The sequence below is a fragment of the Chiayiivirga flava genome (assembly GCF_014202825.1).
GTDB lineage: Bacteria > Pseudomonadota > Gammaproteobacteria > Xanthomonadales > Xanthomonadaceae > Chiayiivirga > Chiayiivirga flava.
The window spans coordinates 207,310-230,450 of the sequence record NZ_JACHHP010000003.1 but is presented as its reverse complement, the minus strand read 5'-3'; the positions used below and the strand labels follow the sequence as shown (position 1 = coordinate 230,450).

The window sequence follows — 23,141 nt, the reverse complement described above, 5'->3', positions numbered from 1 at the left end:
ATGCGACCGGCGCCACGCAGCACGACACGCAAAAAACGCCTCCTGAGTGGCTTTTCCCGGGAAGCAAACAACCGTACGTCCTCGGGAACCGTTTCTCGCCGTTCTTGCAGACCGTCCTGGCAAGCCCGGGCTCTATTCTGAGCCAGTTTTTGTGGACCTTTCGGGTTTTTGACTGCACGCCAGCTTCCCCGACATAGGCTGCAGACCATACCCGATCAGCTCGTCCCTTCTCCTGGAGAATTTCTGACGTTCAGCAAATATCTGCAAGCCGAAACCGATAATCGCAAAATGGCACACCCAAAATAGTCCGTGCCAGCCCATGGGTTCGGCCATCGCTCCGAAGAAGACGCCAAGAACGATACAGAGGAGCGAGTCGACTACTGGGTGATACAGAACCGGAACTGGATAGTCACGCAGCCCCCTAAACGTCCCAGTGCCGGCGGCTTCCAGCGCACTAGCACGAATCCTCCATTCTTCAGCCTTGTGACGCCTCGCCTCGTTAGAATCGGCCGACCGCGCGAACATTCTCCAAAGTGCCGCAACTTTCCTGCTTAGCTCAGCCCGCTTTTCAGGCGGGAACGAGAACAGCCCGGCGATATCAGCGTCAACCTCGCGAGCCATACTGAAATGGTTCGTGGAACAACGAAAGCCGTGCCAGCCACGAGAAATAAAGAAGAGAGACAACACGAAAAGATACTGAGATGAAACAATTGATATTGCCGGCAACATCGGAAGCAACGCGATCCATCCTAAATTTATACTCAAGTCGTGTAGAGACTGCGCCCGGGACACATGACGCAGCTCGTGTGCAATAACAAACTTGTGAATATCTTTGGCTTGAGCGTAACTTGGGGGAACTGCTATCACCTTGCCGAAAAATCGAAGATCCATTGCGACGGCCTGATCCATAGCCCGTGCACTGCCCACAACGGAAATAAACTGAACACCTGGCAAATGAAACACAGGAAAATCCCTTTTCACGATCCGAGCACTACGCCCGCCCGTACGCAGCACCTTGAGCAAGTTATCTGCCGAACCGGTCGCATTCTGATAAACAACAACCCAGTACATTCCGAATGCGCCGCACGAAACCGCAATGGGAACGAGCAAATATAAAAGGTCGCCGGAAAAGTACGCGGCGCCACAGCAAAATGCGACAATCGGATGGGCGCGAATTATATCGAGAAAGAGCTGCACATTTGACTCACTTCGGGTCGTTCGCATCACCGACTGCACGAGAAGCTTCGGCGGATATCTCGCGAATGTCGTCATTGGTTAGGCGCCGCGACTCCGCCTTGTTTGCAACTCGCAAAGCCCACAGCGCTATAAACGTTTGAGCAAACGACAATACAAGACTGACTGCATCTATGTATTCATTCGCATTTCTGACCTCAACATTTGAGAGAATCTCGTTGACGTCTTCACCACGCAAAGCCCCCTCAGCAACGCGCCGGACAACTGAGTCCCCGAGGTACTCAGCAACCTCACCATACTGCCAGCCGACTGCAAGGACAACTCCATCCAAATCGACACCGCTTTCGTCGTATTCCACGATTCACCTCTAGTTCGCCAGTTAACATTACGTGCCTATTGGGAAGAAATCAAAGCAAGCAAGAACGCAAACGGCGCGACCCGCCTCTCTCGCTACTCGTAACAGCGATAATAATTTCAGAGTGACGTTGCTTCCGATTTAAACGCCTGCAAGCGATTTTTGTACCGTTCTTTTCTTTTCAGACATCAGACGGCATGATGATGCGTGCCGGCCGCCCTACACTTTCCAGCAGATAGAGAAGACCGCCACCATCGATCATTTCCAGCGGCTTCTCGTTCGCGAACGCGTAAGCGTCGGGTCCAAAGCCGCTCGTGGTAACGATGATTCCTTTGCTGGCCCCTTCGTTGAGCATTGTTCCGTACAGATCGCGGACTGCTGAGACGCCCACAGTGTGCCGGTAGCGCTTCGCCTGAATCACGACCTTGCCACCCAGGATCGGGCGTGTATCGAAGGCGATTGCATCGACACCGCCGTCCCTGCTCGATCGGGTAAGCTTGGTTTCTAGGCCCATTTGGGTAAAGAGATTGCCGACAAGGCCCTCGAACTCGGAGGGCGTCAGTTCCATCAGGTTAGGACGTGCATCAAGCTGGCTGAGGACGTCCGTCTCGCCGATGAAACGTGGATCGACCATATCGAATTCGACGACCGGGCGCACGGCTCGCGCTTCTTCCGGGCTGGCCGACACGTTGGCACCGAGATTCTTCAGACAGGCCTGCGGCTCGACTCGTGCGAGATTGATGGCCAGAAATGCTTCCTTAGTGGTTCGAACGGACACCAAATACGGTCTCGTGTCCAAACCGGTCGTCGCGTCGATCTTGTTGATGTAACCGCTGAACACGACGGCGTCGATGTGATTCCCCTGATCGGCTTCCAGCACCTCGTGAATGGTTCGGAGTGCGACCTGCGCAACGAGTTCGCGATAGATCGCCTTGATATCCGCAGGTTTGCGGGGCTTCTCCTCGATCGCGCGGCGCGCTTTGACATACCTGTACTCGGCCACTGCCGGGACGATCGACGCCGTCGGCAGCTCGAAATCGATCACAAGCTGCCTACTTTCAGGTTGGTAGGCAGCGCGGCGCAGGTCCGGGAAGCCCGCAGGGTAGTCGGAGCGAGCCAGCACCATTTCGTTGTAGAGCACGACGCTTTCCACATCGCCCCTTGCGTAAGCCTGCTCCAATGCCGTGACCTCGGCATCGCGCTGGCGCCGCTTCTCGGTATGTGCTTCGACTTCTCGATCGTGCGCTTCCCGTGCATCCTCGACGCGCCTGAGATGCTCGTCTGTCAGCGACGCACACGCGCGATCATAGTCAGCACGATGCTCCCGTCGGCGTCGAGCGACCAGCGCCGATGCCTTCTCGAAGTCGCTCATCGCCTCGGCGTGCGCTTTTGCCACAGCTGCCGTCTCACGCGCGACGCGAGTGGACCGGAAAAGTCGCTCGAAAAATGAAGCAGGGCGAACCTTCGCGGCCGTCAACGCCTCCAGCGAAGCAGGTTTCGGAGGGTCGACCAAGTCACGATCGGGCACATAAGCTGGCAACGACAGCTTCGGTTTCAGGAACGAAGGCGGGGGCTCATCGATTCGCAACGAATCGAAGTCGATCCTGTCATCGACGTTCAAGGTGCGCGATAGCACGCTCTGCAATTCGGACACTTGGTCCTGCAGTTCCAGAGTGCGCTCTTCCGCGGATTCCTGGGCATCGATATGCGCTTGTCGCTCTGCCTCTTTCTCATCGCGCGCCCTGGCACGCTCCGCATCCTTTTCGGCGCGTTCGCGCGACTTTGCGAGTCGCGCGTCCTGTGCTGCTGCCGCACGGTGGCTAGCCTCGACGGCGCGATGCTCAGCGGCAAGGGCCCGCGCGGCTGCGGCGCGAGCCTGCTCGTGGCGCCGGGCCTGAGCGATGCGATGACGCTCCCTTGCCTTCTGTTCACGCACAGCACGTGCATGTGATGTGACCAGCACACCAATCAAACTTGTCCGGCGACCCATCGCTCATCCCCTGAAAGCCAACTTACCAACATCCATCTGTGCCAATTTCACTTTGACCTGGGTTCCATTCGCTTTCCACTTCTGAAAGAACCTGACCCCCTCGCGATTTTTTCCTTCCTAGCAGGTGGTCTCCATGTGCCATCCAACTAACGAGGCAAAATTGCACTCCGCTCCGGGCTTTCGACCGTGCCTTGGTTGCAGGCCAGGATTATAGCGAGGCCTCGCAGTTGTAAGCTATTGAACCAATCTGACCCCTTCGCGCTTAGCCCCTCTTGCCGTTTATCAGTTCCTGCAACTGCAATACGCGTAGCCACCAGGGCAGCCACAGGAACATTGCTTTCCGACCGGGCATGTAATGCCACCGATTTCGTGATCGCATGTGACCTCGCATTGCGCGTTGACCTCCCCTTCCACGCTCGCTGCCTTCAGCAAAATATCGAGCCGTGATCCAAGCGCTTCGTTGACGCGGACAAATTCGCCCAGATCGACAGATTTGGGCAAGCCTTCCGGCTCGGTGATCAGTTCCGGCAGATTCAACGATTCGGCACCGGTTTGAGCAGAAGCGGGCTCCTCTCCTGCCCAGGCGTAGAGAGACAGGCACAGGGCCAACACCACCACAAAGAACGCGCGCATAAGCTTCTCCTTCGTAAGTGAGCTACCACACAGATCATCGCTGCCAGCCCCATGCCTTGCCCGGAGCGAAGTCAGCCGCACAGGACCGCTTGCACTCAGACCCCTACTCTGCATCCGACAAGCTTGAACATGGACCTGCCCCGTTAATTCACTCGTAATTCACTCCGGAACCGCTCTTCCATAAGTCACCCTGGAACCATTGTCCTGCTCGTTCACGACATTAATTGCACTCTGACCCGGGTTTTATTAATTGCACTCTGACCCGGGTCTTCCCCGGGTTTTCTTCCCCGAATCTACGGCCATCACACCTCCAACCAAGGCGTTCTTACGCCCAGGCTCGCATAGTGGAATCGGGTCGAGAATCGCCCTTGCTGCGATCTCATCGACACTGACATTGTGACTCTGAACCGGCCCAAGGCAGAGAAGGAATACAGAGACAGGAATCAACAATTGGCCCACAACGCCTCCTACATGCTGTCGCTACACGGTTACAGAGTCGCTCCTGCGACTGAATGAATGATCCTGCGAGCTTCTGTCGAGCCACTGCAGAACCGCTCGGAAAGGCTAGAGTATTGAATCACTCTGACCCCTACGCCGCCCCCGCCCGGTCCGTCGTCAACTCGGGCGATCTAATTGCACTCTGACCCGGGTTTTCAGACCCGGGTCTTGCTCAAGCGTCGCGCCCACGGGTTCGACCGGCAAAAAGCAAAACTAGCAAGTACACCCAACCGACGACGACGCAAACTATCAAGAAATCCGCAACCCATCCGTCACGGAAAGCAAACGCTATAGCGAACAGAAATACGCTCAGTAGGAAGGTTAGTCTATACCTAGATTTATATGGCTCTTTCAACTCAAACGCCTCCGAAGCGTATTCTACACTGACAACCAAAACCCCACTCTGACCCGGGTTTTGATTGCACTCTGACCCGGGTTTCCCGTAATTCACTCCGGAACCGCTCTTCCGTAAGTCACCCTGGAACCATTGTTCTGCTCGTTCACGGCATTAATTGCACTCTGACCCGGGTTTTGCAGACCCGGGTTTTGCAAGCTTCCACCGCGCTGGGTTAATTGCACTCTGACCCCGGTTTCGCTGGCGAACAAATGGCCTTCCATAACCTATTCTCATCGCTCTGAAGAAGTCGACGCGACCTCACGCCCTAGAACAACTCACAAAATTGCACTCTGACCCGGGTTTTGGGGTTTTGGACCCGGGTTTTGGACCCGGGTTTTGGCTCCGGAACCGCTCTTCTCCTATTTAGGCCCACCGAAAGACAGCACTCTGTCCATCTCGAATTCATCATTCTTCGAAACTACGTGCAGCGGCACTTTATACTTTCTTGTGAATTCACTGGAAAGCCGCTGCAGCTTAGTATCGAAGCGCGGGTACCTTGAGCAAACCACAAGCCCCGCCATTTTTTGCTTTTGCTTAGCCGCTTCGCACTTCTGAAAAAACTCGATAGTCGCAGCAACTTGCTTCACGGCGCGCTCTACGTCAGTGCCCTTTAACTCGACGATGACACTTCCTTTTCCGCTTTGCGTCACAACGAAGTCGGCCGCAAGAACGTTGTTGAGCAGGCAGCCGTCAACCTTCGTCTTTACATATTTTTCGCGGGCCGCATTTAAAAAAATCGCTGACCGAGCCCCCTCCTCTACTTTCACACGCGAAGTCCTAACGGACTGGCGACAGGCTGCGCATGTCATTTGGAGACCTCAATCCCAAGCAGCGCAGAAAATTCATTTGCCATCTCGCCTGAAACCTCATCAATATACTCAGCGTCAATCAGACCGTCTTCGCCCTTGATAGAATGCAACACGCCGCAATTAATGGCATAAGCTGCCACGCTCGACGAAGCTATCCACGAGTTTTCCGCAACTACGTTAGCCACTTCTGCGTATCTTTTGCTCCTTCTTGAACCCGCAACCTGCCTCGCCTTAATAAGATTGTTGATTTTAGCCAAGACGTATGGACTATGCGTGGTGAGCACAAGACGAATTTTTGTTTTGGCCAACGACAGCATCGCAGTAAAAACTTCGATAATTGCGCTTTGCGATGAAGGGAACAAGTGAGCTTCCGGCTCTTCAACAAAAATTAACTGCTGATAACGCTCCCAAACTGTCGACCTACTCCTAATTGCGAGAATCAACGGCATCAGTTCCTGCTGACCTGACGACATAGCCGAGGTCGGAATCCGCCTACCGTCCGGAGTCTGAAGATATTCGCGGGAGCGCTCAGCCACCATTTTGCCGTCCATCACCTTATCTAGCGCTTCACTCCAAGCGGCGTCTCTTTGCTGGCGGGAGACGGCTCGGAAATTTTCTCGCTCGCGCAAATTGGCATAGAATTTGCCAAACCGCACAATGAGCGGGTCAAGCACTCGACCGTGCTCAAATGCTGCGATGCTTTTACCAACACTAGTGAAGAATGAGCGACCCGCGGGTATAAATGTTTGGAGCTCATGGTAGTCGTCCTTGAGCCCTTTTTTAAGCGCCTCTGTTAGCGACCTTCGAAGGTGCCAAGTCGTGTCGAACGGATAATCACCCGCCTGCGAGGAAGCCGGCAGCGACTTATACGACTCAAGCGCTCCGTTAAACATGGCTTCAAAGAATGGCGAAAGCCACACTCGAATATTATCCCCCAACTTCTTCCGATATTCAATTCGGGATATTTTTACTTGAAAAAGCCCGGCCTCGTAGTCGATTACAAACTTCCCACCCCCCCAGGCGTCAACTGGAAACCAGTCTTTGAAGTTTGTCTTAATTACTTCTTTGAAATGCTCGATATTTTTTAGATCTTCGAGCACTGCAATCTGTTCAACAAGAATGTGATTGAAGAAAAAGATCAGCTTTGATAGAACGCTCTTTCCGCTAGCCGATGGGCCGATGAGAATCGTCAGTTGAGCAAGCTCGAGTTCGGCTTGCTTTATTGAAGAAAAATCATTAACTTTTAACTTGGTACCCACGACAACTCCATGCATACAGATTGATTTTTGGGACAAAAATAAATAAGCAACGCTTTTGCACAACCTTGAATCTAAAGAGCAGCCACTAATTCGGCCCCGTGCACAGGTCGGAGCTGCGCTGACAAGATTACCCGACGTCGAAATCACCACCGATCTTTGTCAGCACGCTCGAAATATTTCATTTGATCGCCGTCGCGATCGTTAAACTCCACTGTCGTTCTTCAGTTATTTTCCCCTGCACGCACACGCCGGCCTGCGGCGTTTCCGCCCGCGTCCGCGCAAAATCCTAGCGGAGTCGTCTGTCGTCACGCGATGATTTGTCCACAAGCAAATCCTCCCCAAACCCCCGAATCCCCATCCCCCCAAACGTCGCCGCCGGGTACACCACCTTCCCCTGCCCCATCACCAGCACCGCCTTCCTAATCGCACCGATATCCTTCGTCGGATCCCCCTCCACGACCACCAGATCCGCCGCCATCCCCTCCGCGATCTTCCCGCGATCGTGCTGCACCCGCCCCACGCCCGCCGACGTCCACGTCGCGCTCTGCAGCGCTTCCGCCGGCGTCATCCCCGCCTTCACGTACAACTCCAGCTCGCTGTGCAGGGTGAAGCCCGGCAGCGCGTCCGTGCCCGGCACCACGGTGATGCCGGCCTGGTGCAGCAGTCCCACGAACTGGACCATCTTTTCGTAGCTTTTGTTGTAGCGCGCCGCCGTGGCGTCGTCCGGGATGTCCATGTCGGCCACCTTGAAGCGGCGCTGCAGTTCCAGCGGCAGGTGGTCCAGTACTGTCGCGTAGACGGCGGATATCTCACCCGGGCGCTGGCGGATGTAGTCGAAGGTGGCAAGCGTCGGGTCCACGGCCACGTTGTTGGCCTTGAGCGAGGCGATGAAGTCCTGCACGGGCTTGGAGCCGAAATCGAGGTCTGCCACCTCGTGCGCGGGCAGGCGGAAGCGTTCCAGGGTGCGGGTGTCGGTGTCGGGTTTGACGAGGAAGTTCAGCATCAGCTGGTTGATGTGCTGGATTTCGTCGTAGCCGGCGTCGACGGCGTCCTGCGCGCGCAGGAAGACGGGGATGTGGCCGCTCACGCGCAGGCCGCGGCTGTGGGCGTAGGCCACGGTGTCCTTGAGAATCTCCTTGGGAAAGGAGTTGTAGATCTTGAGCTGCGGGTAGCCGTGCTGGTGGTACCAGTCGATGGCGTGTTTGGCTTCGTCGAGATTCTTGATCACGAAGCCGTTGCGCGCGGACATGGGGCTCTCGCCTTCGAGGAAGCCGGCGGGGATGATTTTCGGTTCCATCACGTCGCCGCGGGCGCTGGCGTCGATGAGCTGCTGCAGCGAGGCATTGTCGTTGCCCATGTCGCGCACGGTGGTGACGCCGGACGCGAGGTGCAGCGGCCCGCCCCACTTGTCGAATTCGTGGGCGTGCATGTCGAACAGGCCGGGCAGCAGCACGCGGCCGGCGGCGTCGACGGTGTTTTCGACGCCGGCATTCGGCGAGCCCGCCGGCACGATGGCGGTGATGCGGCCGCGCAGCACGTACACGTCCGAGAGGTCTTTGGCGAGCGTGGCGTGTTCGCTGTCGAAGATGCGGGCGTTCTTGATGACGGTGAGGCCGTCCAGCGGCTGGAAGTGGCGCTGGGCGAAATCGCGCACGAGGGCGGTTTCGGTGGTCTGCTGCACCTTGGTCATGGCCTCGGCGTTTTTCTCCCAACCCTCCTCGATGGCGACGAGGTAGCCGGGCACGATGAAGGCGAACAGGCGCGGGTCCTCGCCGGCCTTGCCCTTGGTGGCCCAGCTCAGCTGCGGGGCGAGGCCGATGCCGGTGTGGACCAGCAGCTGCACGGTCTGCTTGACGCCGTCGGCTTCCACCTCGAGTTCCTGCGCCACCGATTGCTGCAGCGTGCCGCCGGGCAGCAGCGGCAGGGTGCCGTCGCCGCGTTTCGCGACGGCGGCGATGGCGATGGAGCTCGACTGCGGGCTGCCGCCGAGCGGCATGTAGAGCGCGGCGCCGTCCACCGTCTGCTCGCCGGTTTCGGAGGTGGATTTCCAGGTGGCGCGGTTGCCGATGCGTTCGAATTGTTCGTCCACCTTGGCGCCGAAGGTGGTGGTGCCGGTGGCCTTGTATTTTTCGAAGGTGCCGTCGGGGCGGAGTTTGTATTCCTCGTCCACTTCGGGGCCGCGGCCGTTGTCCTTGAAGATGAAACGGGTCTTGATGCTGCCGTCGGGCTGTTCGGTGACGACGTGTTCGCCGGCCTGTTTGCCGCCGTCGACGAGGATGACGTAGCGCAGCGGGTCTGCGGCGATGGCGGCGAACGGCAGGAACAGAGCGAGCGCGAGGGCGGTGCGTTGCAGGCGGTGCATGGTGTGGCTCCCCGGGTGGTTGGGCGCAGGCTAGCGCGTTTTGTTGCGGTGGATTTGTGCGGTGCGTTGGGTTGCGGACGCTGCGGCGGCCCGCGTGTGGGTGTCGGACGCGGGCGGGACGGTGTGACGCGGCGCGGGTGCCGGGATCGATGCCGCGTGGCGCGATGCGACGAAGCGAGCCGGATTCCGCACGACGCCGGGCACGGTCGGCGCATCCCATCGGGCTTCGACGGAACCGGGAACTGTGCATGCGACGGAATGGCGGGTGGATGCGGCGGGCGCTGGCGGCGCTGGTGGTGTGTGCGGGCGCGGCGGAGGTGTCGGCCGATGCGACGGACGATGCGGTGCGCACGTTCATGGCGGCGAGCCACATCCCCGGCGTGGCGGTGGCCGTGGTGCAGGACGGCCGCATCGAGACCGTGCGCGGCTACGGCGAGGCCAATCTCGACTGGTCCGCCGCGGTGACGCCGGACACGGCGTTCCAGACCGCGTCGGTGTCGAAACTGTTTGCCGGCGTGGTGTTGCTGCGGCTGGTGCAGCGCGGCGTGGTGCGGCTGGACGATCCGGTGTCGACGTATCTGGACGATGCACCGACGGCGTGGGCGGACATCACGCTGGGGCGGCTCGCCACGCACACCTCGGGCCTCGCGGACCGGCCGGAGGCGCCGGCGGACGCGAGCGCCGCCGACATGGTGCGGCGGGCGGCGGCGCGGCCGCTGGCGTATGCGCCGGGCACGCAGTCGCGGTACGGCCTCACCGATTACGTGGTGCTGCTGGCGGCGCTGGAGCGCGCGACCGGGCTCGACTGGCCGGCGTTGCTGGCGCGCGAAGTCACGCAGCCGCTCGGGCTCACGCACACCGGGTATTCGATGCAACACGATGCGGGACGCGTGCGCGCCGGGCGCATCGTGCCGCAGCGTGCGAACACGTATGCATTCCGCGACGGCGTGCAGCACGAGGAACTGTTCCTGTATCCGCCGCATGCGTATGCGGCGGGCGGGTTGTTTTCGTCGGCGCGCGACATCGCGACGCTGTTCGTGGCGCTGGCGCGCGGCGGGTTTCTCGACGCCCGCCACGCGTCGTTGCTGTGGGACGCGCCGCTGCTCGACGACGGGCGCCGCGGCGATTTCGGCGCGGGCTGGACCGTGGGCCGTTATCGCGGCGAGACGGCCACCGGCCACACCGGCGGCCCGGCGCTGGCCGACGTGCTGCATTTGCCCGAACGCGGCTTGACGGTGGTCGTGCTGTGCAATCAGCGCCGGTTTTATCCGCTGCTGGCGAAGGCGATCGCGGATCTACGCTTGCCGGCGCCTTCGCTGCGCGCGCCGATCGACGATACGCGGCCGGCGCTGACGGCGGCGTTGCGTGCATTGCTCGACGGTGCCGTGCACGCGTCGCCGGATGCGTCTGCGTTCGAGCCGGGACGCGGCGACGGGGCGCGCGCGTATTTGTCCGACTTTGGCCAGGCGCTGCTGGTGGCCGTGGGGCCGGCGCAGCACGTGCACGTGCTGGACGAACACACGCTCGACGAAGGTGCGCTGCGGCGCACGTACCGCATCGCGTTCGCGCGGCGTACCCAGGTGTGGGATGTGATCACCGATGCGCAGGGGCGGTTGCGTGCGGTCTTGCCGGATGCGGGCGACGACTGATGCGGACCGAACTGGCGATATTCCGCGGTCCGGGCGCGGTGTTTTCCCCGACCTTGGCGCCATTTTCCGGGTTTTTTGTCGCACTGCGGCGCAGGCCGTAACCTGCGCGGTGGGCGGCGATTGGCCGGATAGTTGGCACGCTGCCGCACGATGTGGACCGAGAGCGGTTTGACCTCCTGCCGCGACGCGGGGATCGTCGATGCAGGGGCGCAAGAACCAGGGTCGGCGCGGGTTCGTGTTTCCGTGATGCAGGTTGACAACGGGGCTCGCGCGATAGCGCCGGGTGAGGGTGCGGCAGCCACCCCCATCCCAACCCTTCCCCCGTCAAAGGGGGAAGGGCTTTTGTGCGAGTTCAATCGCTACCCCTCGAGAGGGGGTTCACGCTCATCTCGAACTTCCGCGTCGATGGGGAACGGGCTTTTGGGGGCGCTTGCAGCCCCTCTCCCCGTGGAGATGGGCTCTTGGTCGAATGGCGTGCGTCGTGCGTTGGGCTTGCGGCGCGACGCCGACGCGGCGATCACTCTTCGCCGCGTACCTTCAGGCCGCGCCGGTACAGCAGGTTGTCCGGGTCGGGCTGGCGGCCGCGCCAGTTCACGTACATCTGCATCGGGTCCTCGCTGTTGCCGCGCGAGAGGATGCTGCGGCGGTAGTTCTCGCCGGCTTCGCCGTTGAGGCCGCCGTTCTGCATCACGTGGGCGAATGCGTCCGCGGCGAGTACCTCGCTCCACAGGTAGGCGTAGTAGCCCGAGGCGTAGCCGCCGCCGAACACGTGCGAGAAGAACGTGCTGCGGTAACGCGGCGGCACCGGCGCGAAATCGACGCCGTACTTGGCGAGCGCGGCCTTCTCGAACGCTTCCACGTCGGTCACCTTCGTGTCCGGCGAACGCGTGTGCCATTCCATGTCGACCAGCGCCGCGGCCACGTATTCGAGCGTGTCGTAGCCCTGGTTGAAGCTGCTCGCCTTGAGGATCTTCTGCAGCAGCTCGGGCGGGATCGGCTCGCCGGTGCGGTAGTGTTTCGCGTAGTTGGCGAGCACTTCCGGGTCCTTAGCCCAGTCCTCCTCGAACTGCGACGGGAACTCGACGAAATCCCGTGCCACCGCCGTGCCGGCAAGCGACGGGTACTTCACCTTCGAGAACAGGCCGTGCACGCCGTGGCCGATCTCGTGGAACATCGTGGTGACTTCGTCGAACGTCATCAGCGCCGGCTCGCCGTCGACCGGCTTGGGCACGTTCATCACGTTGAGCGCCACCGGCTTGCGGTCGAGCAGTTCGCTCTGACCGACGAAGGTGGACATCCACGCGCCGCCGCGCTTGCTCGGACGGGCGAAGTAGTCGACGTAGAACAGGCCGATCTGGCTGTCGTCGGCATCGATCACGTCGAACACGCGCACGTCGGGATGGTAGACCGGCAGATCCTTGCGCTCGTTGAACTTCACGCCGTAGAAACGATTGAGGGTGAAGAACACGCCGTCCTTCAGCACGCGGTCGAGTTCGAAGTAGGGCTTCACCTGTGCCTGGTCGAGGTCGTAGCGCGCGGCGCGCACCTGCTCGGCGTAGAACTCCCAGTCCCACGGCTGCAGTTCGAAGTCGCCGCCCTGCTGCTCGATCAGCGTCTGGATGTCGGCGGCTTCGCGCTTCGCGTTCTCGACCACGGTGGGGCTGAGGTCGGTCAGCATCTTCAGCACCGCGTCGGGCGTGCCGGCCATCTGGGTGCCGAGCTGGTAGGCGGCGAAGTTCGGCTGGCCGAGCAGCGCGGCGCGTTCGGCGCGCAGCTCCGACAGGCGCAGCACGATCGGGCGCGTATCGCCGTCGCCATCCTGGAAGCCGCGGTTGGCCGAGGCTTCCCACACGCGCTGGCGCAACGCGCGGTTCTTCAGCGACGAGAGCACCGGCTGGCGTGTGGTGTTGGTGATGCGCAGCAGCCACTTGCCTTCGTGCCCGGCCGATTTCGCAGCTTCCGCGGCGGCGGCGATGTCGGCCTCGGACATGCCGTCGAGTTCCTCGCGCGTATCGACCAGCACGGCCGCGCGCTCGGTCTGCTTGAGCAGCGCCTGCGTGAACGCGGTCATGAGGCTGGCCTGTTCCTCGTTGAGCGCACGCACGCGCGCCTTCGCGTCCTCCGGCAGTTCCGCGCCGGCGCGCACGAAACGCAGGTGGGTCTGTTCGACCAGGCGCAGCGCTTCGGGGTCGAGGTTGAGCGTGCCGCGCGCGTCGTAGACCGATTTCACGCGCGCGAACAGTTTGGGATCGAGCAGGATCGCATCCTGGTGCGCGGCCAGCTTCGGCGAGATCTCGGACTGGATCTTGCGGATGCCGTCGGTGGTGTCGGTGCCGGCGATGTTGCCGAACACCTGCGCCACGCGCGTGAGCAGCGCGCCGGAGCGCTCCATCGCCTCGAAGGTGTTTTCCAGCGTCGGGGCATCGGGGTTGTTGGCGATGGCCTCGATTTCGGCGAGCTGTTGCGCCATGCCCTCGGTAAGTGCGGGCAGGTAGTGCTCCTCGCGGATCCTGCCGAAGTCCGGCGCCTGCAGCGGCAGCGTGCTGGGCGCCATGAACGGGTTGGCGGTGGCATCGGCCACGGGCGCCGCCGGTGCGTCCGGCGCGGCGGGTGTGGCGGTTGGCGCGGTGCTGGCGGCATCGGCAGCCGGCGCGGGGTCGGAGCCCGAGCAGGCACCGAGGCAGGCGGCGAGCGTCAGCGACGCCATGGGCAGGAGTCCGGATCGAAGTGTGGGCATGTGGGTCCGCTGTCGTGTCGAAAGGATCGTCGATTGTAGGTGCGCGTCGTGCGTGCGGAGCAAGGGACGATGGTCATGATCGGTGCGATGCCGCGGCCGTCACGGCATGCCGCACGAACGGCTCCGTTCGTCGCACGTGCGACGCATCGACGGGCGTCACGAACGCATCGCGCGCCGCCCTGCCGCGTCCGGCGTCAGGCGTCGTCGAGCCCGATCTTCAGCACCTTGCCGTCGGCCTCGTCGGTGACGACATAGATGTACCCGTCCGGTCCCTGGCGCACGTCGCGGATGCGCCACCGGCGCTCGGACAGCAGGCGTTCTTCCGCAACGATCCGGTCGCCGTCGAGCTGCAGCCGGATCAGCTCGCGCTGCGCCATCGAGCCGACGAACAGGCTGCCGTTCCACGCCGGAAACCGGTCGGCCGTGTAGAACGCCATGCCGCTGACGCCCGGCGACTGTTCCCAGTAGTAGTGCGGCTGCTCGGTGCCGGCGACGGCGGTGCCCACCGATTCGAGGATCGGCGCGCCCGAATAGTTGATGCCGTAGGTCGCCAGCGGCCAGCCGTAATTCGCGGCGCGCTGGGGGATATTGATTTCGTCGCCGCCGCGCGGGCCGTGCTCGTGCGTCCACAGCTGGCCGGTGACAGGATGCAGCGCCGCGCCCTGCTGGTTGCGGTGGCCGTACGACCAGATTTCCGCACGCGCATCGCTGCGTCCGACGAAGGGATTGTCGGCGGGAATGCTGCCGTCGAGCGCGAGGCGCACGATCTTGCCCTGCAGGTGGTCGAGCCTTTGCGAGGCGGCGCGCTCGCCGTTTTCGCCCAGCGCGATGAACAGGTGGCCATTGCCGTCGAACACGATGCGCGAGCCGAAGTGCGCGCCGCGCGAGAGCTTCGGCTCCTGCCGGAAGATCTGCCGCACGTTCTGCAGCGCGTTGTCGACGAGCGTTGCGCGGATCGCGGCAGTGCCGGCGTTGTTGCCGCTGGCGTCGGGTTCGGCGTAGGTGAGGTAGACGGTCCGGTCGCTGGCGAAACCGGGCGACACCGCGACGTCGAGCAGGCCGCCCTGCCCGATCGCGAACACCGCCGGCGTATTCGCGATCGGTTCGGACAAGGTGCCGTCGGCGGCGATGTAGCGCAGTCGGCCGGGGCGTTCGGTCACCAGCATGCGGCCGTCCGGCAGGAAGGCGAGCGACCACGGATTCTCCAGGCCGGTGGCGAACTCGGTTACCTCCACGCGGCTCGGCGTGGCCGGTGCGGGCGCGCCGTGCGGTGCGCTGACGCCCGACGACGCAACCGGTGTCGCGGATGCGGACTCCTCGGCCGCCGCCGCGCCGGGCTGTGTGGCAGCGTCCGCCGCCGGTGCCGTGTCGGACGCCGTGGGAGCGGGATCGCTGCAGGCACCGAGCGTCAGCGAGAGGGAAAGGGCAAGCGTCGTGCGGCGCATGGGTGCGATCCGTGGCGGGTGGACACCGATGCTATCGGGATTTGCGGTGACGCAACGCAAGGACGCGCGCCGCACTGCGACGGGCCGTGCGGGCGATGCGATGGAGCGCCGCGTGCGTACCGACGTAACGAATACCGCCGCCTGCCGTGGCGATCACATCGCCGCAAACGCGCGATTCACGCAGCGCTGGTAGCGCTCCTGCACCCGGTTGGCGAACCACGCGGTGGTGAGCCGGCGCGTGATCTTCGGGCTTTCGAGGGTGATGCGCGGCAGCACGGCGCGCGGCAGCGGCGTGGCGCTGCGCGCGTCTGCAAGCGCGAACACGCGTTCGTACAGATCGGTGGTTTCGAACGCGTGGCGGTCGCCCAGCGCCAGCGCGCGGCGGATCGCGCGCTCGCTCATGCCCAGCTGCGGCGCCAGCGATCGCACCGCCGCCTCCGTGGCACCGACGCGCGCGCCGCCGAAACCGCGCTCGTGCAGGATCAGATCGCCGTCGAGCGCGAGCGGCACCCCGGACACCGCCGTCACCGCCGCCTGGAACGCCGCGTTGCGGCTCGCGTACCAGCCGGCGTTGAAATCGGCGAAGCGGTACAGATGCCGCGTGTAGCTGTTCGGATACCCGAGCAGATGCGCGATGCCGAAGTACATGCCGCCGCGCCGCGTGAAAACCTCGCGCCGGATGCTGGTGGCGCTGGCGTACGGATAGCCGTGTTCGTCGGCGTGGCGTTGGGCGAATGCGATGCTGACCTGCATCGGTCCGCCGGTATGCACCGGGTTGGCGCCGCCGAACAGGCGCTGTCCGAGCGGCACGCGCCCGATGAATTGCTCGAACAGCTCGCTCAGTTCGCGTTCGGTGCGCACGGCGGCGATGCGCTCGGCATAACTGCGGCCGTCGCCGCTGTCGAGCCGCAGCGCGGCGGCAACCACCAGCGCCGGAATCTTCAGCGATGCCGCGCGGCGGTCGATCTCCGCGCGTGCGATGCGTGCAAGATCCGGCACCACCGGATCGGCGGTGAACGTGGATTCCTGCTGCGTGACGGCGAGCGCCGCGCACAGATTTTCCGTGCTGGGCGGAATGTCGAGCAGCTGGAACGCCGACTGGATGTCGGTCGCCCAGCCGCTGCGGTCGCGCAGGTCGGCCGGCAGCAGCGTCTCCAGCTGCGCGCGAACGTCGGACGGTTCGCGCAGAGGCGGCTTCGGTGGCGACGTGGCGCACGCGGCGAGCACCAGCAGCGATGCGAGCGCGATGACGCGGACCGCGACGGCATAGCGTGGCATCGGCTTGTTCGCCGGCGCGCTCATTCGTCCGTGTCCGGACGTGGCTCCGCATCGACGCTTCGACGCGGTGCGCCCGCGGTGTCCGCGCCCTCGGACGGTGGATCCGTGGCGAAGCGGATCACGGCGTTTGACGCGGGAAACTCGTCGCGCCGCATTGCCGCGAGCGTGGCGGCGCGCGCCTGCCAGCGGGTCTTGCCGATGCCGGCGGCATCGTCGTAGTGTCCGAGCAGCTCGAAGCCGTCGAGCGCGAACGGCACGCCTTCGCCGAGCAGCGGCGACGCCGAATCGGCCACGTGCAGATGCAGGTGCGGACCGGTCGAATCGCCGGTGAAACCGAGATCGGCGATGTGCTGGCCGCGCCTTACGCGGTCGCCGATGCGCACGCGCACGCTGTGCGGCCGCAGGTGTTCGTACAGCACGAAGCGACCGTCCGGCAGCTGCAGCGCGATGTGGTTGCCGGCAGCGGCGTCGAGGCTGTTCTTGCGCGCAGCGGAGATGCGCCCGGGTTCGGGCAGGCCGTCGCGCACCGCAGCGACCCGGGCGTCGGCCACGGCAAGCACCGCGGCGCCGTACCCAAGGCTGGCGTCCACCCGATCGCCATCGCCGCGCGCGATGCGCCCGTCGTCGTCGACACGCACCCAATCCACCGCGAACCGCCCCGGCAGCCGAGCGCGACCGTCGATCGCGTAGAACACGCGCCGATGGCCGCGCGGCCAGTGCGCGGCGTGGACCGCGACCCACGGCCCGCCCCGGAGCGGCGGCCCGAGCGACGCCGCCGCCTGCGGCACGACCTCGCTGCGCGCACCGACCACGGACGATCCGGCACCGTCCAGCTGCAGCGCGTGCTGCACGTGTTCGGGCACGCGCGCGCCGCAGTCCGGCTCCAGATAGAGCACGGCCGTCGTGCCGGCAGGCAGACGGAGTGCGTCATCGGCAGCGTCGCGGCCGAGGACGCGCCCCGCCGCGCGCAGGGCGGCGCGGTCCAGGTGCGCGAACGCGGCGCCGTCGGTCGAGACATCCAGTGCCGAGAGCGTGCGCGATTCGGCGCCGAAGTTGGTCAGGTGCAGTTCGTAGGCCAGGCGGCAGCGGCCTTCGATCGTCACGGCGTGCGGCGGGTGGGGGATGCGCATGTCGATCGCGTCGACCGGTTCGGCGCCGTGGGCGCCCGCGCCGCACGCCGCGAGCGCGAGCGCGGCGAGAACGCGCAACCTGTCCGGGCGCGGCCTCATGCGAGCGGCGGCAGCGCGCGCCGGATCAGCGCATCGAACGCGGTGTCCGCAGCGAGCGTGCCGAATCCCTGGCCGCGACCGCCGTCGAGCCGCGAGGCGCAGAAGGCATCGGACACGACGGCCGGCGCGCCGCGCACGAGCACCGCGGCCTGCAGCACCAGTGCCAGCCGTTCGACCACGTGGCGCGCGTCCGATTCGGCGATGCGGCCGTCGGCGACACGTGCGCGCACCGCGTCCCCCGCGGCATCGAGGCGGGCGTCGGCGCCGCGCACGGCGTCGAGCTCCGCGCCGACGGCATCGACCGTGTCGGGTTCGCGCGCGAACGCACGCAGCACGTCCAGGCACTGGATGTTGCCGCAGCCCTCCCAGATCGAATTGAGCGGCGCTTCGCGGTACAGACGCGGCAGGATCGATTCCTCCACGTAGCCCGCGCCGCCCAGGCACTCCTGCGCCTCGTTGACGAAGGCCGGCGTGCGCTTGCAGATCCAGTACTTGCCGACCGCCGTGGCGATGCGTGCGAAGGCCGCCTCGCGCGCATCGCGCGGCGCGGCGTCGACCGCACGCGCCACGCGCAGCGAAAACGCGGTGGCCGCCTCCGACTCGAGCGCGAGATCGGCGAGCACGTTGCGCATCAACGGCTGCTCGACGAGCCGTTTGCCGAATGCGCGCCGGTGCTGCGCATGGTGCACCGCCTCGACCAGTGCGCGGCGCATTTCCGCGGCCGAGCCGAGCATGCAGTCGAGCCGCGTGAGCGCGACCATTTCCAGGATGGTGGCCACGCCGCGACCTTCCTCGCCGATGCGCTGCGCCCACGCGCCGGCGAATTCGACCTCGCTCGACGCGTTCGACCAGTTGCCGAGCTTGTCCTTGAGCCGCTGCAGCTGCAGTGCGTTGCGCGTGCCGTCCGGCCGCCAGCGCGGCAGCAGGAAGCAGGTGAGGCCGCCGGGCGCCTGCGCCAGCACCAGGAAGGCGTCGGACATCGGCGCGGAGAAGAACCATTTGTGTCCGACGAGTTCGTACTCGTCTGCGCCGACCGGATGCGCGCGGGTGCTGTTGGCGCGCACGTCGGAGCCGCCCTGCTTTTCGGTCATGCCCATGCCGATCGTGACGCCGGACTTCTGCATCGCGGGCACGTTGCGGCGGTCGTAGGACGCAGCGATGCAGCGCTCGAACCAGTGCGTCGCCGCCGAGCGTCGCAGCACCGGCGCCGCCGCGTGCGTCATCGTCAGCGGACAGCTGGTGCCGGCTTCGGCCTGGTGATGCAGGTACGACAGCGCCGCGCGCGCGACATGCGCGCCGGGTCGCGCCTGCTGCCACGAGAGCGCGTGCACGCCGTGCGCGATCGCATGCTGCAGCAGCGCGTGGTAGGCGGAATGGAACTCGACCTCGTCGATGCGGTGGCCGTAGCGGTCGAACGGTCGGAACAGCGGCCGGTTGCGGTTGGCGTCGTGGCCGAGTTGCTGCATCTCGCCGCCGACGAGCCGGCCGTATGCGTCGAGCGCCGGCACGAAGTCCGAGGCACCTTCGCGCGCGATGGCGTCGGTCAGGGCGACATCGGTGGCGAAGGCGTTGTAGTGCGGCAGCGGGGGTGGCTGGTTTTCGACGACGTGGGTGGCGGGGATCGTGGGCATGCGGTGCTCCGGGCGCTGCTGCGCAGGGTAGCCGATGGCTCGGGTTGGTTCTCCTTCCGCCTGCCGGCGCCTTTCGCCGCAGTGCGCGACAAACGATGCCTCCGCCTCTCAATCCGGATGCCGAGACGCTTCACGATCACGAAACACCTGTCGAAGCTGTCCTTCTCCCGTCCAGCGGGGGAAAGGGTGACGCCGGTAACCACCGGCCGAACGCAGGCGGAACGGAGTGCGTCTGCAACGTAACCTTCATCCCGCGCGCTGGCGAAACACCCAGTACCGCGAACTCAGGAAATTCACCACCAGCCCCAGCACCGAGCCCACCGCCACACCCAGCACCGGCCACTCGCGCACCAGCTCCACGCGCCACACCAGCAGCGCGTACGCGCCGTAATTGACGACGAAGCCGCCGGTCATCGCCAGCAGATAACGCGAAAACTGTGTCGACAGCGACTGCGGCTCGGTCGCCGCAAACGTGAAGCGACGGTTGAACGCAAACGTGGCCACCACCGCGCACACGAAGGACACCAGCCGCCCGAGGTACGGATCGCACCCCAGTCCGTTCACCAGCAGCGACACCACGCCCGCATCGACGACGAATCCCAACGTCCCCGCGACGCAGAACAGCACGAGCTGCCGCATATCAGTGCGGACCGGGTTCGCGCAGGTAGGCAAGCATCTTCATCTCGCGCCGGCCACGCGTGACGGTATCGAGGATCAGGCCCGCGAACACGCTCAGCGCAGCCAGAACCATCAGGCCGGTGCTGAGGATCGCCGTCGGAAAGCGCGGCACCAGACCCGTGTCGAGGTACGTGACCAACAGCGGAACGGCCAGCAATGCCGCGAGCAGTGCAAGCCCCAGGCCCATGCCGCCGTAGAAGGTCAGCGGTCGTTCTGCGCTGAACAGGCGCAGCATCGTGCGCAGGATGCGGAACCCGTCGCGCCAGGTGCTGAGCTTGCTGAAGGATCCCGCCGGGCGCTCCACATACGCAGTCGCAAGTTCGCCGATCGGCATCTTCAGCTCCAGCGCGTGCACGGTGAGCTCGGTCTCGATCTCAAACCCCGACGACAACACCGGAAACGACTTGGCGAAACGGCGCGAAAACACGCGATAGCCGGAGAGGATGTCCCTGCACGGCCGCCCGAACAACCAGGCGAGGAAACCGGTCAGCATGCGGTTGCCGAGCGCATGCCCGGGGCGGTAGGCGGCATCGCCGCTGGCCTGGCGCACGGCCACGACCATGTCGAAGCGGCCGTCGCGCAGGTGCTGCACGAGCCGCGGTGCGCTGGCTGCGTCGTAGGTGGCGTCGCCGTCCACCATCACGTAGATGTCTGCATCCACGTCGGCGAACTGGCGCCGGACCACGTGGCCCTTGCCCTGCAGCGCCACCGAGTGCACCCGCGCGCCGCAGTCGCGCGCGATCGCCGCGGTGCTGTCGCTGGAGTTGTTGTCGAACACGAAAATCTGCGCGTCGGGCAGCGCACGGCGGAAGTCGTCGATCACGGCCGCGATCGTGACGGCCTCGTTGTAGCACGGCACGATGACCGCGACGCGCGGCGCCGCCCCCGCATCGACCGGGCGCGTCGCGAGCGAGGTGCGCAGCGCAAGCTCAGCCGACATGCGCCCGCATCCATTCGGCCATGCGAGCGGCGTCCGGCCGGTGGATCACTCCGCGCTCGGTGACGATGGCATCGACGAGTTCGGCCGGCGTCACGTCGAACACCGGGTTCCATGCCGCGATGCCCTCGGCCACCGTGCGCTGACCCGCGTAGCCGAGCAGTTCGTTCGCCTCGCGCAGTTCGATCTCGATCTGCGCGCCGCTGGCGGTGTCCATGTCGACCGTGGACGACGGCGCCACCACCATGAACTTCACGCCGTGGTACTTCGCCGCGATGGCGAGCTGGTAGGTGCCGATCTTGTTGGCGACATCGCCGTTCGCGGTGATGCGGTCGGCGCCGACGACGATCCACTTCACCCGCCCGCCGTGCAGCAGGTACGACGCGGCCGAGTCGGCGATCAGCGTCGCGGGGATGCCGTCCTGCTGCAGCTCCCAGACCGTCAGCCGCGCGCCCTGCAGCCACGGCCGCGTCTCGCAGGCGTAGACGTTGTCGATGCGCCGTTCGGCGACGCCTGCGCGGATCACGCCGAGCGCGGTGCCGAAACCGGCAGTCGCGAGCGACCCGGTGTTGCAATGCGTGAGCACGTCGCTGCCGGGCTCGATCAGCGCGGCGCCGAGGTGGCCCATGTGGCGGTTGGCGGCGAGGTCTTCGCGCTCGATCGCGCGGGCTTCTGCGTGCAGGCGCGCACGCCAGTCGCCGCCGGCGATGTCGAGCGCACGGCGCATGCGGCGCAGCGCCCACGCAAGATTCACCGCCGTCGGCCGGGCCGCGTTGAGGCGCGCCATGGCGGGCTCGAGTGCCGTGCGCGCGGCGTCGGCATCGACGTCGCCGAGCGCGTCGCCGGCCAGCACCACGCCCCAGGCTGCGGCGATTCCGATCGCCGGGGCGCCGCGCACGACGAGATCGCGGATCGCCTGCGCCACCGCATCGACATCGCGCGCCACCACCGTGTCCTGCGCGAACGGCAGACGGCGCTGGTCGAGCAGTTCGAGCGTGCTGCCGGTGAAAGCCACCGCGCGCACGCGGTCGTAACGCGAGTAGTCGATCATCGGAGCGGGCGGCCGTCGCGGCGGAAACGACTGCGGACTTTACCGGATGGACCCGTGGTTTTCGATCCGCAACGCGGCTGCGGGCGAACGCGTTATGCTGGCGCCCATGGCCAAACGCACCGCGCCGCCAGCCGCCCGCACGCCTGCCGCCCGCCGCGGCGCCGGCAGCGCGCCGCGCACGCCCGCAGCGGCGAAGAAGGCGGTCGCACCGGTCCGCAAGACCGCCGCGACGGAAACACGCCGCGCAACGGTGCGCGATGCGGAAGCCGTGCCACCCCGCCGCGTTGCCGAGTCACGCGCCGAGCGCACCCCCGCGCAACGTGACCGACGGTTCAACCTGCTGTTGCACACCGCCTGCCTCAAGGCCGGCACCGCCGCGGCGTTTTCGTCGATCACCGCCAGAGTGCCGCTGCTGGGGCGGCTCGCGCCGGTGCTGCTCGGTTCGATCGGCAATGCGGTCTCGCTGCCGGCGATCCAGAAGCAGCTCGTGCGCGATGTGCTCGACATCTATGCACTGGAGCTGAGCGATGCCGAGCAGCGCGGCGTAGTGCTGCTCGCCACCGGCGCCGAACTCGGGGCGCAGATGCTGTCGGACCAGATGGTGGAGCAGATCCTTGCGCAATTCGGCGCGGGCTATCTGCGGCTGGTCGGCGCGCGCATGCTGCCGCTGGCGAGCGTGGCGTCCGACATCGCCGCCGCGATCGCCACCACCTACACGGTGGGCAAGCGCGCGCAGGTGCTGTGCAACCTGCCGGGCACCGGCGCGCGCAACCTCGGCGAGCTGTTGCGCGGACTCACCGCCATCGACCAGCGCCGCCTGTTCGCGTGGAGCGCCGAGGCGCTGCGCCTGGCGCTGCGACCGTTCCGCAGCGTGTTGCTGTCGTTGCGGCCCGGCGCGTGACGGCGCCTGCATCCGCACGCCACGCCTCACGCGTAACAAGCCATGCGCTCCGACGATCCTGAGACCGCCGATCGGTCGCGGCCCGTACCGCACCCCATCGAACGCGGC

The 23,141-nt window shown here is 64.8% G+C and carries 17 protein-coding genes; 2 read left to right on the top strand and 15 right to left on the bottom strand.

The genetic code is table 11. The features are described 5' to 3' along the window. Positions 1 to 132: 132 nt before the first annotated feature. The 7 genes from HNQ52_RS09490 to HNQ52_RS17435 all read right to left on the bottom strand — a co-directional run bounded on the left by HNQ52_RS09490 (position 133) and on the right by HNQ52_RS17435 (position 9,497). On the bottom strand, positions 133 to 1,197 hold the full coding sequence (locus HNQ52_RS09490) for a hypothetical protein (protein WP_183960901.1): 1,065 nt from the start codon (positions 1,195 to 1,197) through the stop codon (positions 133 to 135). A 7-nt stretch (positions 1,198 to 1,204) separates the two neighbouring features. After that, entirely contained in the window at positions 1,205 to 1,552 is a 348-nt protein-coding gene (locus tag HNQ52_RS09485) for a hypothetical protein (protein WP_183960900.1), read from the bottom strand. 178 nt (positions 1,553 to 1,730) lie between these two features. Next, a complete protein-coding gene (locus HNQ52_RS09480; RefSeq protein ID WP_183960899.1) occupies positions 1,731 to 3,539 on the bottom strand; it encodes a restriction endonuclease in 1,809 nt (602 codons plus the stop codon). 282 nt (positions 3,540 to 3,821) lie between these two features. After that, on the bottom strand, positions 3,822 to 4,172 hold the full coding sequence (locus HNQ52_RS09475; protein WP_183960898.1) for a hypothetical protein: 351 nt from the start codon (positions 4,170 to 4,172) through the stop codon (positions 3,822 to 3,824). A 1,254-nt stretch (positions 4,173 to 5,426) separates the two neighbouring features. Further along, positions 5,427 to 5,834, bottom strand: a complete 408-nt coding sequence (locus HNQ52_RS09470; RefSeq protein ID WP_183960897.1) for a hypothetical protein — start codon at positions 5,832 to 5,834, stop codon at positions 5,427 to 5,429. A gap of 38 nt (positions 5,835 to 5,872) precedes the next feature. Beyond that, positions 5,873 to 7,135 (bottom strand): AAA family ATPase, encoded by a 1,263-nt coding sequence (locus HNQ52_RS09465; RefSeq protein ID WP_183960896.1) that lies wholly within the window; start codon positions 7,133 to 7,135, stop codon positions 5,873 to 5,875. 286 nt (positions 7,136 to 7,421) lie between these two features. Continuing rightward, a complete protein-coding gene (locus HNQ52_RS17435; RefSeq protein WP_183960895.1) occupies positions 7,422 to 9,497 on the bottom strand; it encodes an amidohydrolase family protein in 2,076 nt (691 codons plus the stop codon). Between the two features lie 269 nt (positions 9,498 to 9,766). On the opposite strand from HNQ52_RS17435, the gene HNQ52_RS09455 reads away from it, so the two are divergent. Further along, on the top strand, positions 9,767 to 11,146 hold the full coding sequence (locus HNQ52_RS09455; protein ID WP_183960894.1) for a serine hydrolase domain-containing protein: 1,380 nt from the start codon (positions 9,767 to 9,769) through the stop codon (positions 11,144 to 11,146). 517 nt (positions 11,147 to 11,663) lie between these two features. Here the strand turns inward: HNQ52_RS09455 and HNQ52_RS09450 are convergent. The 8 genes from HNQ52_RS09450 to mtnA form a co-directional block, all read right to left on the bottom strand. Next, on the bottom strand, positions 11,664 to 13,853 hold the full coding sequence (locus HNQ52_RS09450; RefSeq protein WP_183960893.1) for a M3 family metallopeptidase: 2,190 nt from the start codon (positions 13,851 to 13,853) through the stop codon (positions 11,664 to 11,666). A 224-nt stretch (positions 13,854 to 14,077) separates the two neighbouring features. Then, positions 14,078 to 15,328 (bottom strand): PQQ-dependent sugar dehydrogenase, encoded by a 1,251-nt coding sequence (locus tag HNQ52_RS09445; protein WP_183960892.1) that lies wholly within the window; start codon positions 15,326 to 15,328, stop codon positions 14,078 to 14,080. A 153-nt stretch (positions 15,329 to 15,481) separates the two neighbouring features. After that, positions 15,482 to 16,630: a DUF1615 domain-containing protein gene (locus HNQ52_RS09440; RefSeq protein WP_183960891.1), complete on the bottom strand. Its 1,149-nt coding sequence runs from the start codon at positions 16,628 to 16,630 to the stop codon at positions 15,482 to 15,484. Continuing rightward, positions 16,627 to 17,835, bottom strand: coding sequence for a M23 family metallopeptidase (locus tag HNQ52_RS09435; RefSeq protein WP_183960890.1), 1,209 nt, complete (start codon positions 17,833 to 17,835; stop codon positions 16,627 to 16,629). Before HNQ52_RS09435 ends, HNQ52_RS09440 begins: the two co-directional genes overlap by 4 nt. Continuing rightward, complete coding sequence (locus tag HNQ52_RS09430) at positions 17,832 to 19,466, bottom strand: isovaleryl-CoA dehydrogenase (protein ID WP_183960889.1); 1,635 nt, start codon at positions 19,464 to 19,466, stop codon at positions 17,832 to 17,834. Before HNQ52_RS09430 ends, HNQ52_RS09435 begins: the two co-directional genes overlap by 4 nt. Positions 19,467 to 19,712: 246 nt before the next feature. Next, the gene (locus tag HNQ52_RS09425) at positions 19,713 to 20,105 is read right to left on the bottom strand and encodes a GtrA family protein (protein ID WP_183960888.1); all 393 of its coding nucleotides are present in this window, start codon (positions 20,103 to 20,105) and stop codon (positions 19,713 to 19,715) included. 1 nt (position 20,106) lies between these two features. Beyond that, positions 20,107 to 21,084: a glycosyltransferase family 2 protein gene (locus HNQ52_RS09420; protein WP_183960887.1), complete on the bottom strand. Its 978-nt coding sequence runs from the start codon at positions 21,082 to 21,084 to the stop codon at positions 20,107 to 20,109. Next, positions 21,074 to 22,132 carry an S-methyl-5-thioribose-1-phosphate isomerase gene (mtnA, locus tag HNQ52_RS09415; protein WP_183960886.1) on the bottom strand — a complete coding sequence of 353 codons (1,059 nt, stop codon included), beginning with the start codon at positions 22,130 to 22,132 and terminating at the stop codon, positions 21,074 to 21,076. The genes HNQ52_RS09420 and mtnA overlap by 11 nt, the downstream gene beginning before the upstream one ends. 106 nt (positions 22,133 to 22,238) lie before the next feature. Between mtnA and HNQ52_RS09410 the strand changes: the two genes are divergently transcribed. Next, complete coding sequence (locus HNQ52_RS09410) at positions 22,239 to 23,033, top strand: hypothetical protein (RefSeq protein WP_221282021.1); 795 nt, start codon at positions 22,239 to 22,241, stop codon at positions 23,031 to 23,033. The last annotated feature ends 108 nt before the right edge of the window (positions 23,034 to 23,141 follow it).

Excerpts from the sequence above, each read along its gene's own strand:
- HNQ52_RS09480 (WP_183960899.1), bottom strand. The coding sequence starts at position 3,539 with ATGGGTCGCCGGACAAGTTTGATTGGTGTGCTGGTCACATCACATGCA.
- HNQ52_RS09475 (WP_183960898.1), bottom strand. The coding sequence starts at position 4,172 with ATGCGCGCGTTCTTTGTGGTGGTGTTGGCCCTGTGCCTGTCTCTCTAC.
- HNQ52_RS17435 (WP_183960895.1), bottom strand. The coding sequence starts at position 9,497 with ATGCACCGCCTGCAACGCACCGCCCTCGCGCTCGCTCTGTTCCTGCCG.
- HNQ52_RS09455 (WP_183960894.1), top strand. The coding sequence starts at position 9,767 with ATGCGGCGGGCGCTGGCGGCGCTGGTGGTGTGTGCGGGCGCGGCGGAG.
- HNQ52_RS09450 (WP_183960893.1), bottom strand. The coding sequence starts at position 13,853 with ATGGCGTCGCTGACGCTCGCCGCCTGCCTCGGTGCCTGCTCGGGCTCC.
- HNQ52_RS09445 (WP_183960892.1), bottom strand. The coding sequence starts at position 15,328 with ATGCGCCGCACGACGCTTGCCCTTTCCCTCTCGCTGACGCTCGGTGCC.
- HNQ52_RS09440 (WP_183960891.1), bottom strand. The coding sequence starts at position 16,630 with ATGAGCGCGCCGGCGAACAAGCCGATGCCACGCTATGCCGTCGCGGTC.
- HNQ52_RS09435 (WP_183960890.1), bottom strand. The coding sequence starts at position 17,835 with ATGAGGCCGCGCCCGGACAGGTTGCGCGTTCTCGCCGCGCTCGCGCTC.
- HNQ52_RS09430 (WP_183960889.1), bottom strand. The coding sequence starts at position 19,466 with ATGCCCACGATCCCCGCCACCCACGTCGTCGAAAACCAGCCACCCCCG.
- HNQ52_RS09425 (WP_183960888.1), bottom strand. The coding sequence starts at position 20,105 with ATGCGGCAGCTCGTGCTGTTCTGCGTCGCGGGGACGTTGGGATTCGTC.
- HNQ52_RS09420 (WP_183960887.1), bottom strand. The coding sequence starts at position 21,084 with ATGTCGGCTGAGCTTGCGCTGCGCACCTCGCTCGCGACGCGCCCGGTC.
- mtnA (WP_183960886.1), bottom strand. The coding sequence starts at position 22,132 with ATGATCGACTACTCGCGTTACGACCGCGTGCGCGCGGTGGCTTTCACC.
- HNQ52_RS09410 (WP_221282021.1), top strand. The coding sequence starts at position 22,239 with ATGGCCAAACGCACCGCGCCGCCAGCCGCCCGCACGCCTGCCGCCCGC.